The sequence below is a fragment of the Stenotrophomonas sp. NRRL B-14846 genome, from assembly GCF_050473585.1.
Classification (GTDB): domain Bacteria; phylum Pseudomonadota; class Gammaproteobacteria; order Xanthomonadales; family Xanthomonadaceae; genus Stenotrophomonas.
The window spans coordinates 16,462-27,998 of sequence record NZ_JBFLUN010000019.1 but is presented as its reverse complement, the minus strand read 5'-3'; the positions used below and the strand labels follow the sequence as shown (position 1 = coordinate 27,998).

At 66.8% G+C, this 11,537-nt stretch carries 5 protein-coding genes and 9 pseudogenes; 8 read left to right on the top strand and 6 right to left on the bottom strand.

What is annotated here, in order from left to right; genetic code table 11:
• Positions 1-24: 24 nt before the first annotated feature.
• From sufT to AB1281_RS01945, 4 genes and pseudogenes are all read left to right on the top strand, one after another.
• Positions 25-577 (top strand): annotated as a pseudogene (sufT, locus tag AB1281_RS01960) (putative Fe-S cluster assembly protein SufT).
• 174 nt (positions 578-751) lie between these two features.
• Positions 752-1,591: an aminotransferase class IV gene (locus AB1281_RS01955; RefSeq protein ID WP_430344937.1), complete on the top strand. Its 840-nt coding sequence runs from the start codon at positions 752-754 to the stop codon at positions 1,589-1,591.
• Between the two features lie 661 nt (positions 1,592-2,252).
• Positions 2,253-2,684: a hypothetical protein gene (locus tag AB1281_RS01950; protein WP_430344936.1), complete on the top strand. Its 432-nt coding sequence runs from the start codon at positions 2,253-2,255 to the stop codon at positions 2,682-2,684.
• Complete coding sequence (locus AB1281_RS01945) at positions 2,681-2,881, top strand: transcriptional regulator (protein ID WP_430344938.1); 201 nt, start codon at positions 2,681-2,683, stop codon at positions 2,879-2,881. Before AB1281_RS01950 ends, AB1281_RS01945 begins: the two co-directional genes overlap by 4 nt.
• 458 nt (positions 2,882-3,339) lie before the next feature.
• On the opposite strand, the gene AB1281_RS01940 is transcribed toward AB1281_RS01945, so the two are convergent.
• Positions 3,340-3,651, bottom strand: a complete 312-nt coding sequence (locus tag AB1281_RS01940) for a hypothetical protein (protein ID WP_430344935.1) — start codon at positions 3,649-3,651, stop codon at positions 3,340-3,342.
• Between the two features lie 14 nt (positions 3,652-3,665).
• On the opposite strand from AB1281_RS01940, the gene AB1281_RS01935 reads away from it, so the two are divergent.
• Together AB1281_RS01935 and AB1281_RS01930 are read left to right on the top strand one after the other, a co-directional pair.
• Positions 3,666-4,106 carry a M23 family metallopeptidase gene (locus AB1281_RS01935; RefSeq protein ID WP_430344934.1) on the top strand — a complete coding sequence of 147 codons (441 nt, stop codon included), beginning with the start codon at positions 3,666-3,668 and terminating at the stop codon, positions 4,104-4,106.
• Positions 4,107-4,283: 177 nt separating this feature from the next.
• A pseudogene (locus AB1281_RS01930) lies at positions 4,284-6,027 on the top strand (S8 family peptidase).
• Positions 6,028-6,114: 87 nt separating this feature from the next.
• On the opposite strand, the pseudogene AB1281_RS01925 reads toward AB1281_RS01930, so the two are convergent.
• The 3 pseudogenes from AB1281_RS01925 to wrbA all read right to left on the bottom strand — a co-directional run bounded on the left by AB1281_RS01925 (position 6,115) and on the right by wrbA (position 7,609).
• A pseudogene (locus AB1281_RS01925) lies at positions 6,115-6,590 on the bottom strand (asparaginase domain-containing protein).
• 93 nt (positions 6,591-6,683) lie between these two features.
• Positions 6,684-7,017, bottom strand: a pseudogene (locus AB1281_RS01920) (DUF2069 domain-containing protein).
• Positions 7,014-7,609 (bottom strand): annotated as a pseudogene (wrbA, locus tag AB1281_RS01915) (NAD(P)H:quinone oxidoreductase). Before wrbA ends, AB1281_RS01920 begins: the two co-directional pseudogenes overlap by 4 nt.
• A gap of 77 nt (positions 7,610-7,686) precedes the next feature.
• Here wrbA and AB1281_RS01910 point away from each other — a divergent pair.
• Both AB1281_RS01910 and AB1281_RS01905 read left to right on the top strand, forming a co-directional pair.
• Positions 7,687-8,964: pseudogene (locus AB1281_RS01910) on the top strand (YihY family inner membrane protein).
• Positions 8,961-9,535, top strand: a pseudogene (locus AB1281_RS01905) (redoxin domain-containing protein). The pseudogenes AB1281_RS01910 and AB1281_RS01905 overlap by 4 nt, the downstream one beginning before the upstream one ends.
• 526 nt (positions 9,536-10,061) lie before the next feature.
• On the opposite strand, the pseudogene ppk2 reads toward AB1281_RS01905, so the two are convergent.
• Both ppk2 and AB1281_RS01895 read right to left on the bottom strand, forming a co-directional pair.
• A pseudogene (gene ppk2, locus AB1281_RS01900) lies at positions 10,062-10,846 on the bottom strand (polyphosphate kinase 2).
• Positions 10,847-11,012: 166 nt separating this feature from the next.
• Positions 11,013-11,451: pseudogene (locus AB1281_RS01895) on the bottom strand (UDP-N-acetylglucosamine-peptide N-acetylglucosaminyltransferase); the annotation flags it as partial.
• Positions 11,452-11,537: the final 86 nt, after the last annotated feature.

Below are 11,537 nucleotides of genomic sequence, written 5' to 3'. Positions count from 1 at the left end.
GGCCACGGCCCCATATCGGTCCCCATGTATTCCCGTAGCAGCGAACCTGTCCACTTCGAACGCGATTGCGAGGCCGTGATGGTCCCGCAGGGGCGATACCGTGACCCTGCCTGCCGGCAGCTATGGGTACATCACCCAGGCGCTGGGCGGCAGTTATTCGGTGTTCGTCGAGGGCAACCTGTTCCGCATCGCCGGCAAGGACGGCGACGCCATCGGCAAGGAGGCGCCGGCACCGCTCGAGCTGCCGGCCGACGCCACCGATGAGCAGGTGGAACAGCTGGTGTGGCAGCAGCTGCGCACCTGCTTCGACCCGGAAATTCCGGTCAACATCGTTGAACTGGGCCTGGTCTATGAAGTCGAGATCAAGCACCTGGACGAAGGCAAGCGCGAGATCGACGTGAAGATGACCCTGACCGCCCCGGGCTGCGGCATGGGCGAGATCCTGGTCGACGACGTGCGCAGCAAGCTCGAAATGATCCCGACGGTGGCCGAGGCCGACGTCGACCTGGTGTTCGACCCGCCGTGGAACCAGCACATGATGTCCGAGGCGGCGCGGCTCGAGACCGGCATGCTTTGACCCAGGGCCCGCAGTGACGCGGGCCCGGCACTACCCGCAACCAGAACAGGAATCCTCCGGTGTCCCAGTCCATTCCCAGCTTCGCCGTCACCCGTTCGGACCACCCGCGCAGCGCTGAAGAGCGCGCCAAGATCCTGGAGAAGCGGGCTTCGCCTGCACTTCACCGATCACATGGTGGAAGTGCGCTGGGACAAGGATGCCGGCTGGCACAACGCCAACGTGCGCGCCTACGGCCGCTGCAGCTGGACCCGGCCGCGGCCGTGCTGCACTACGGCCAGGAAATCTTCGAGGCATCAAGGCCTACCGCCACGCCGACGGTTCGATCTGGACCTTCCGCCCCGACGCCACGGCCGTCGCCTGCAGCGTTCGGCGCAGCGCCTGGCGCTGCCGGAACTGCCGGTGGAGATCTTCGTCGAATCGCTGAAGCAGCTGATTGCCGTCGACAGCGCCTGGGTGCCGTCGGCCGATGAGTCGAGCCTGTACTTCCGTCCGTTCATGATCGGCGACGAAGCCTTCCTCGGCGTGCGTGGCGCGCACAAGGCCGGCTACTACGTCATCGCCAGCCCGGCCGGCCCGTACTCGCCAAGGGCGTCGCTCCGGTGTCGATCTGGCTGTCGACGGAGTACGCACGTGCGGGCCAGGGCGGCACCGGTGCGGCCAAGTGCGGTGGCAACTACGCCGCCTCGCTGCTGCCGCAGCAGAAGGCAACAGGCACAGGGCTGCTCGCAGGTGCTGTTCCTTGACCCGGTCGAGGGCAAGTACCTGGAAGAACTGGGCGGCATGAACGTGTTCCTGGTCTACAAGGACGGCACGCTGGTCACCCCGGAACTGTCCGGCAGCATCCTCGAGGGCATCACCCGCGAGAGCATCCTGCAGTTGGCGCGCGACCGTGGCATGAAGGTCGAAGAGCGCAAGGTCAGCATCGACGAGTGGAAGGACGGCGTGGCCTCCGGTGCGATCAGCGAAGTGTTTGCCTGTGGCACCGCGGCAGTGGTCACCCGATCGGCCAGCTGAAGGGCGAGGGCTTCTCGGTGGGCGACATCAACGCGCCGGCCGGCGAAGTGACCATGTCGCTGCGCAAGGAACTGACCGACATCCAGTACGGCCGCCTGCCGGACCGCCACAACTGGCTGGTCAAGCTGGGCTGATCGCCGCACTGAACTGTAGCGTCGAGCCATGCTCGACGGCTCTTCCGGAAAGCCCGTCCCTGTGACGGCTTTCTGCGTTGTGGGGCCGCCAGATCGCTACAGGGGAGTGCTTGACGCAAATAGGTTTGCAATGCAAACTAAATTCAAGCGATCCCGATGGAGCATGTCATGCAGCAGCCGTCCGTCATTGATCCTTCCTCGCGCCTGCAGGCGTTGACCCGTGAATACTCGCGTTACTCGCGCAGTGCCGGTGGCCTGTCGGCGATTGCGGGCGGTGTTGCCTGTCTGGCCTCCTTCCTTGCGGGCGCGTTGTTGCCGACCACCCTGGCGCTGCGCGTCGTGCTGATCGCCGTACCGGTGCTGTGGATCGTCGGCAAGCAGTGGCTGGCGCGCCGCTACTACCAGCGTCTGGGCCAGGTCGAGGAGCAGGTGACGCCGGCCGAGCGCAATTTCCAGCGCTTCTTCATCGCCTTCACCGCCTTGGTGAGCGTGCTGGTGATTGGCAGCGTGCTGCCAGGCTGGCGCCGATGGGCGAGTTGCCCTGGGATCTGCGCGCCATCGGCTATCTGGCCGTGGTGCGCTTGCTGCCCTGGGTGGTGTGGCGCTGGCTGCGTACACCGCTGGAGTTCATCGTGGGGGTGTTCCTGCTCTGCCAGGCCGCGCTGGCCTTCACCGGGCAGGCCTATGGTTTCGGGCTGAGCACTGCGGTGTTCCCGCTGGCGTCCATTGCGCTGATCGTGGTCGGCTGGCGTGACCACCAGCGGTTCCACCGTCTGCAGGCGGAAATGCGGCGCGTTCATGGTCGGGCGGACGTTCGTCGAATGACCCGCCTGCCTGATCCGCGCGGGCTGCTCCAGCTCGACCGCCTGATCCACGAACCGGCGCGCCTGCTGATCCTGTCGATCCTGGCCGGCGCCGAGTCTGCCGAGTCGGTTTTGTCGAACATCTCAGCGGGCTGAGCAAGGGCAACCTGTCCAGCCATCTGAGCAAGCTGGAGGCAGCCGGACTGGTCGCCATCGAAAAGTCGTTCCGTGGCAAGCGCCCGCTGACCACCCTGCAGTTGACGCCGGTGGGGCGCCACGCACTCGCCGAGTACCGCACGCAGCTGGCGGCGATCGTCGCCGGCATTCCTGATCCGGATCGAAAGGACGCCTGACATGACATTGCTCCCGCGCCTGTTTGCAGTTCTGGTTGTTTCCTGCTCAGTTCTCATCGGCGCGGCCACGGCCGCAGATCCGCGCCAACAGGGAGCCACGCTGACCACGCAGTTCTACGAAGGCACATCGACGCCCTGTGGGAACGGATGACGCCGCAGATGCAGGCGGGGCTGAAGTCCCCGCAGAACCTGGTGGCGCTGGCGCGAGCAGGTGCTCGCTGGCTGGGGCGCAGAAACCGAGCTGGTCAGTGAGAAGGTGGAGAAGGTTGATGATTCGACACCTATCTGCGGCAGGCGCGCTTCGCCAGGAGCGCGGACCTCATCCAGGTGTTGTGGGCCATCGATGCCGACGGGCGGATTGGCGGCTTCTACATCCGCCCGCTACAGGACCACGCCGCCGCAGGCCGCTGCGAGCGGATTCCTCGACTACCAGAACCGCACACGGCTGCAACTGCCGTTCAACGATGAATACTTCGTGTTCTGGGGGCGGGCGCAGTGTCGAACAGAACTACCACGCCGCCCACGCCGGCCAGCGCTTCGCGATGGACCTGCTGGTGGTCCGCGATGGCCGTTCCCATCGTGGCGAGGGTCAGCGCAACGAGGACTATTTCTGCTTTGGCCGGCCGATCCTCGCGCCGGCCGACGGTACGGTGGTGGAGGTGGTCGAGGGCGTCGCCGACAACCGTCCGGGCCAGATGAATTCCGCCCAGCTCACTGGCAACCGTGTCATCCTCGATCACGGCAATGACGAGTATTCGGTGCTGGCGCATCTGCGCAGGGCAGCGTGCGCGTTGCACAGGGGCAGGTTGTCCGCAGCGGTGCGCACCTCGGTGACTGTGGCAACAGCGGCAATTCCTCCGAGCCGCACCTGCACTACCAGCTGCAGGCCGGGCCTGCGTTCGGCGTCAGCGCAGCGCTGCCGGCGCAGTTTTCCGACTATGTGGCCGATGGCCGGGCCGGTCGCGCCGCGGCGAACCGGTCAAGGGGCAGCACATCCGCCCTGCCGACGCTGCGCACGCCGAATAGTCCGCTGCACTCGAACGGGCAGCACGATGGCCGCGCCGGTGCTGCGCGGCCATTGGCGTGGAAGTGGACGCCGATGTCGGCAAAGTCATCCGCAGACATGACATTGCCCAGTCAGGTGCGTGCAGTCCGCGAGAAAGTTCCTTCACCTTCACAAACCCTCGACCCGAAAAGTCTCAGATCAGACATTTCATCTTGCTGAAAAGACGCTTGAAAATCTTGTGGTGTCCGGTTTTGGTCATTAGCGTCATCTGCACGGCGGATCGATAGGGGGATCCGCTGACTCGCCGGACTTCGACCTCGCCAACGCAAGCCAGCCATGGTTCGGGCCGGTGCTTCTGCCGATTCCGGCATTCACACCACTAGAAAGGGAAATACGATGTCCCAGGTAACGCAACCGCGTGTGCGTCGAGTGTGGGTGGTCCTTGGTGCGTCCGTTCTGTCATCGCTGCTGCTGGCCACGCCTGCGCTGGCCGGTGACGTCCAGCTCAGCGGCCTGCAGTCCGCGCCGACGCACCAGCGCTTCATCGTGAAGTACCGTGACGGTAGTGCCGCGGTGGCCAACACCACCGCACTGGCCTCTTCGCTGAAGAGTGCCGCCGCCGGCCTGGCCAGCAGCCAGGGCCGTGCGCTGGGCCTGCAGGAGGTCCGCAAGCTGGCCGTCGGCCCGACCCTGGTCAGGACCGATCGTCCGCTGGACCAGGCCGAATCCGAGCTGCTGATGCGCAAGCTCGCCGCCGACCCGAACGTGGAATACGTCGAAGTCGACCAGATCATGCGTGCGACGCTGACCCCGAACGACACCCGCTTCAGCGAACAGTGGGGCTTCGGTACCTCCAACGCGTCGATCAACGTGCAAGCCGGCCTGGGACAAGGCCACCGGCACCGGCGTGGTGGTGGCCGTGATCGATACCGGCATCACCAACCATCCCGATCTCAACGCCAACATCCTGCCCGGCTATGACTTCATCAGCGACGCCGCGATGGCACGCGATGGCGGTGGCCGCGACAACAACCCGAACGACGAAGGCGACTGGTACGGCGCCAACGAGTGCGGCTCGGGCATCCCGGCCTCCAACTCCAGCTGGCACGGCACCCACGTCGCCGGCACCGTGGCGGCGGTGACCAACAACAGCACGGCGTGGCCGGTACTTGCGTTCAATGCCAAGGTCGTCCCGGTGCGCGTGCTGGGCAAGTGCGGCGGTTACACCTCCGACATCGCCGACGCGATCGTGTGGGCCTCCGGCGGCACCGTCAGTGGCGTGCCGGCCAATGCCAACCCGGCCGAAGTCATCAACATGTCGCTGGGTGGTGGCGGCACCTGCCTCGGCCACCTACCAGAATGCGATCAACGGCGCGGTCAGCCCGCGGCACCACCGTGGTGGTCGCCGCCGGCAACAGCAACACCAACGTGTCCTCGTCGGTGCCGGCCAACTGCGCGAACGTGATCGCGGTGGCGGCCACGACCTCGGCCGGTGCACGGGCCAGCTTCTCCAACTACGGTGCCGGCATCGATATCTCCGGCCCGGGCCAGAGCATCCTGTCCACCCTCAACACCGGCACCACCACGCCGGGCAGCGCCACCTATGCGTCCTACAACGGCACCTCGATGGCGGCACCGCATGTGGCCGGCGTGGTTGCTACTGATGCAGTCGGTAGCGCCGAGCCCGCTGAGTCCGGCACAGGTCGAAAGCATCATCAAGAGCACCGCACGCCCGCTGCCGGGCGCCTGCTCGGGTGGCTGCGGCGCCGGCATCGTCGACGCCAACGCGGCCGTGGCTGCGGCGATCAATGGCGGTGGCCCGAACCCGGGCGGCAACGTGCTGCAGAACAACGTGCCGGTGACCGGCCTGGGCGCCGCGACCGGTGCCGAGCTGAATTACACGTCACCGTTTCCAGCCGGCAGCACCAGCTGCGCGTGGCGATCAGTGGCGGCAGCGGTTGATGCCGACCTGTACGTGCGCCAGGCAGTGCCCCGACCGATACCACCTACACCTGCCGCCCGTACCTGAGCGGCAACAGCGAGACCTGCACCATCAACAGCCCTGCCGCCGGCACCTGGTCATGTGCGGGTGAAGGCGTACAGCACCTTCTCGGGCCTGACCCTCAACGCCCAGTACTGAGCCCAAGTCCCTCTCCAAGGGCACGCCCTGGCTTCGGCCGGGGCGTTTTTGTCCGGGTGGTGCCGACCTTGGTCGGCACGCTGTTCCTCAGACCGACTCGAAACGATTCGCCGCCACGTTCTTGCGCACGTGCTGCGGGGTCGAAGGATCCGCCCGTTCATCGCGATGTACAACGCCGCTCGGCAGCGACTGCACCGCACCGATCGCACAGCCGATGTTGAACTCCGCATCCGAGCCGCGGAGCGTGCCGGGCTCAGTGCGCCGGTCATCACGATGGTCTTGTCCGGGATCGTCGCCAGCACCTTGCCGGTCTGCACATCGAATCGGTGCCGTGGGTCACCAGCACGTGCCGGGTCGGCTGCGCGGCGATGGTGGCGCGGATCAGTTCGCGGTCCTCATCGTTGATGTGCAGCGAATCCTTGCGCAGGATCGGAATCACGTTGAAGCGGAACGTCACGCCCAGCTCGCGCAGGATCATGCCGATCTGCGGATCGCCGATCTGGTAGTCCGACTTGTCGTCGAAATAGATCTTGTCGATCGTGCCACCGGTGGTGACGAACCAGGAGCTCTTCCCAATCATGTGCATGCGCGAAACCAGGACAGGTACTGCGGCGCGGGGCCAGGAATGCAGATGATACGGCCCTGCGGCCGCAGCGTCAGCGTCGCTTGCCGAAGCGGGCGCGCAGGCCGGGCAGGCTGGCGCTGAAGACCACCAGCAGCGCCAGCGCGATCTCGATCAGCGCAGCCAGCGCGTTTCCGGGTGGCTCCAGGCGCTCATCACGCCGTGGCTGAACCAGCCCAGGGCCAGCACGGAGGCCCAGAAGCCGGCCTTGCGCCAGCCCAGGCGCACGGCGATGGCCAGTGCCAGCGGTGGTGCGGTGAACACCAGCTGGGTCGCCAGCCAGTGCTTGTCATTGATGAACCAGCCTGCGAACAGCGCGGCCAGCCCCATCAGGCCAGCAGCAGGACCGTGCGCGGCGCGCGGCTCATCGGGCCAACCGCTGCGCGATGTCGGCCACCCGGCGCCCCAGTGCGCGCGCCAGCACGGCTTCGTCGTCGGTCGGCTGCGGTCGTCGGCGGCACCGGCCACGTGGCTGGCGCCATACGGCGTGCCGCCACTGGTGGTGTGGCTCAGCGCCGGCTCGGTGAACGGGATGCCGACGATCACGCAGCGTGGTGCAGCAGCGGCACCTGCATCGACAGCAGGGTCGACTCCTGCCCGCCATGCATGGATGCGGTGGAAGTGAACACGCCGGCCGGCTTGCCGGACAGGGTGCCATTGACCCATTCGGCGCCCAACCCGTCCAGGAAGTGCTTGACTGGCGCGGCCATGTTGCCCGAAGCGGGTGGGGCTGCCGAGCAGCAGGCCCTGGCATTTCGACCAGGTCCTGCACGCTCACGTAGGGGGCGCCATCGTCGGGTACCGGCGGCTGCGCGGTCTGGGTCACGGCGGCCACCGGCCGGGTACCGTGCGCAGGCGCGCGGTCATGCCCGGCACTTCGCCGATGCCCCGCGCGATCTGGCGCGCCAGCCGTGCCACCGAACCGCCCCGGCTGTAGTACAGCACCAGAATCTCGCCCATCGTGCCCGCTTCTCCTCGTCGTGTGGCTACCAGTATGGCTATCCTGCGAGCATTCCGCATCGGGTACCCTTTCGCCGATGGAACCTTTGGATACGCTCAACCTGTGGATGGAGCGCGCGCGGGATCGCGCACGGGCCATCAGTTTTCGGCCGCTTCCTGTGGCATCGCTTCCTCGACGACCGCCCTGTTCCAGGCAGCGGCGGCGCTGGCGTACACCACGGTGTTCGCGCTGGTGCCGCTGGCGATCGTGGTATTCGGTGTGCTGTCGGCCTTCCCGTCTTCGACCGCTGGAGCGATCAGCTCAGCGACTACGTGTTCTCCAACTTCGTGCCCTCCGCGGCGCGAGCGGCCGAGGGCTACCTGCGGCAGTTCTCGGCCAGTGCCGGCCAGCTGACGGCGGCCGGCTTCATTGCACTGGTGGTCTCACTGCTGATCACGCTCAACAGCGTGGAAGAGACCTTCAACCAGATCTGGCGGGTCGGCTCGACCCGGCCCAAGCTGACCCGCTTCCTGGTCTATTGGACCGTACTGACCCTGGGCGCGATGCTCGCCGCCGCATCGCTGGCGGTATCGGCGCGGGGTGTTCGCCATGCCGTTGTTCGGTACCCAGGAGGGCCGTTGGTTGGCCGAGCTGGCGCTGCGGCTGGCGCCGATCCTGATCGAGTTCGTCTGCATCACGCTGATGTTCCGGGTGGTGCCGCATCACACGGTGAAATGGCGGCACGCCGTGCCTGGCGCGATCCTGGCGGCGGTCATCCTGGAGCTGGTGAAGTGGGGCATCGGCGCCTATCTGGGCAGCTTCCAGTCCTACCAGAAGCTGTATGGCACGGTGGCCTTCGTGCCGATCCTGCTGCTGTGGATCTACCTGTGCTGGTGGCAGTGCTGCTGGGTGCGTCGCTGGCCTCATCGATGGCGCCTTCCGCTACCAGCCGGTTGAACTGCGTCCTGCCGCAGGGGTACGAGTTCTACGGCCTGCTGCGCCTGCTCGGCCGCTTCCACCATGCCCGTGCCAAGGGCAAGGGCCTGGCCGACGATGAAAATCCTGCGCCTGGAACCGTTGCTGACCGACTCGCTGCTGCAGGATCTGGCCTGCAACCTGCAGGCGATCGGCCTGCTGCGCCGCGATGAACGCGGCGAGTGGCTGCTCGCGCGCGACCTGGACCAGGTCAGCCTGGCCGATCTGTACGAATGCACCCAGCTGCGCATCCCGGTAGCCGAGCAGCACCTGCCGTACCGCGACGACAGCCTGGGCCGTGCCGCATTGGCGGCGCTGGACGATCTGCGACTGCCCCCTGCGTGAACGCCTCAAGCGCAAGGTCAGCGACATCTACACCGATTCCGGAGACATGCCATGACCCGCAAGACCCCGTTGCCGCTGCTGCTCCCGTTGACCCTGCTGCTGGCCCTGGCCGGCCTGCAAGCCGCCCAGGAGCCGGCCCCGGCGAGCAGCCAGCCGCCGGCACAGGCGCCGACGCCGGCCACTCCGGCGCCGGTCGAGGAAACCCCGGCCGAGCGCACCACTGCCGAGTTCCCGACGCTGAAGATGAAGGCGGTGGATGGCAGCGACTACGACCTGCCGCGCATCGCGGCAAGTGGGTGGTGGTGAACTTCTGGGCGACCTGGTGCGCCCCGTGCCGCAAGGAAATGCCTGAACTGTCGGCGCTGCATGCGATGCGCAGCAACATCGAGGTGGTCGGCCTGGCCTACGAGGACATCGAAGTGCCGGAAATGCAGTCGTTCCTGACCAAGCATCCGGTGACCTATCCGATCGTGATCGTGGACCCGTTCGATCCGCCCGCAGACTTCGCCACGCCGCGAGGCCTGCCGTTGACGCATCTGCTGGATCCGCAGGGCAAGCTGGCCCACACCTTCCTTGGCCCGGTGACCGCCGCCGACATCGAAAAGCAGATCGCGGCTGCCAAGTAGTGGTTGGTCGGCAGGGCCTGAGGCCCTGCACCCGTGGAGGCCAGAGCAACAGCAACGGCAACAGCCGAAGCAGAGGCGGGTCTCCTGAGGGATGGCGGGGTGGGTCCGGTTGCGGGGGCCGCTGCAAGTACGTCCATGTAAGCTCGGTCGCCGCATCCATGCGGCTCACGCCCCCGCAACCGGACCCACCCCGCCTTCGACAGATTTCCGCGATCTGTCGGGACGGCATGGTGTCAGATCCGTTTTCCGAAGGAAAACGGATCTGACCCCAAATGAATCTCGATATCTGACAGATGTGTCGACCAAGGTCGACACCTACCAACAGCCGCAGGGATCTGTCAGAGGCGGGGCGGTGTGGGTGGGCAGGACCGTTGGCGCCATGGATGGCGCCATCGAGCCCCCATGGACGGGTCTACGGCGTGTCCTGCCCATCCACACCGCCCCGCCATCCCGCGGATAGCCCGCTGTTGATGTTGCCGTTGCCGTTGCGTTGAGCAGGTGCAGGGTGCAGCCCTGCCGAACAACCCTATTCCTCGACCGGGAAGTCCTCGATCGGCTTCAGTACATCGTAGTGCTCGCGATGCAGCTTGCCCTTCAGCTTCGGCAGCTCCGGCAACGGCGCATCGACCCGCGTGTCCGGCAACCGGTCCAGCAGGTTGCGCACCAGGGTCAGTCGCCCCAGCCGCTGGTCGTTGAAATCCACCAGCGTCCACGGCGCCGCCTCGCGATGCGTCGCGCGCAGCATCGCCTCGCGGGCCTCGGTGTACGCGCTGTACCTTGCTGCGGGATTTCAGGTCGACCGGAGACAGCTTCCAGCCCTTCAGCGGATCGAGATGGCGCTCGGCGAAGCGCTTCTCCTGCTGCTCCTGGTCCACGCACAGCCAGTACTTGAACAGCAGGATGCCGTCATCCACCAGCAGCTGTTCGAACACCGGCGCCTGGCGCAGGAACTGCTGGTACTCGGTCTCGCTGCAGTAGCCCATCACCCGCTCGACGCCGGCGCGGTTGTACCAGCTGCGGTCCATCAGCACGATCTCGCCTGCGGCGGGCAAGTGCGAGGTGTAGCGCTGGAAATACCACTGGGTGGCTTCGCGGTCGGTAGGCTTGGGCAGTGCCACCACCCTGCATTGGCGTGGGTTGAGATGCTGGCTGATGGCCTGGATCGCGCCGCCTTTGCTGCCGTATCCCGTCCTTCGAACAGCACCAGCAGGCGTTGCCCGCTGTGCTGCACCCAACCGCGCCATCGCGGGTCAGTTCCAGCTGCAGCGGCAGCAGCAGTTCGTCGTAGTCCTTGCGCTTGAGCTTGGCCATCATCACACCACGCGGGAGGAAGCCCGAGCGTAACGCAGGGATCGCTCAGGCGTTGTCGACGCCCTGCCAGCCCCTGTTCGCCAGCCAGCTGCTGCAGCATCGCCGACAGGTCGCGGGCAAACCCGGCCATGTCGAACAGTCCACTACGCTCGCGCGCCTGCGCCAGCTCGGCACGCAGCGCGGCCAATGCCGCAGGGTCATTGCCCAGCGCGCTGGCAGTGGCGATGAACGCCGCGTCGTCGGCGACATTCATCCGGGCCAGCCCCAGATGGTGGTTGAGGCTGCCGGCCACGCGCGCGGCGAAGGTGTCGCCCGGGCAGGTCAGTACCGGGCAGCCGGCCCACAGCGCATCGGAGGCGGTGGTGTGGCGCGTTGTAGGGATGGGTGTCGAGGAACAGGTCGGCCAGCTGATAGCGGGCCAGGTACTGCGGATGCGGCAGCTTGGCCATGAACACCAGGCGCGCCGGGTCCAGGCCGGCGGCCTGCGCGGCGGTGCGCAGGCGGGTGTCGGCCTGGCCGGGGCCGGACAGCAGCCACAGCACGCTGCCGGGCACGGCCTGCAGCACCGCGAAGGCGCGGCCCATGCTGCGCGGATTGAGCTTGTAGCTGTTGTTGAAGCAGCAGAACACCACGCCGTGTTCGGGCAGCCCGCACTCGGCGCGGGACGGTGCCGGTTCCAGTACGCGGTGTT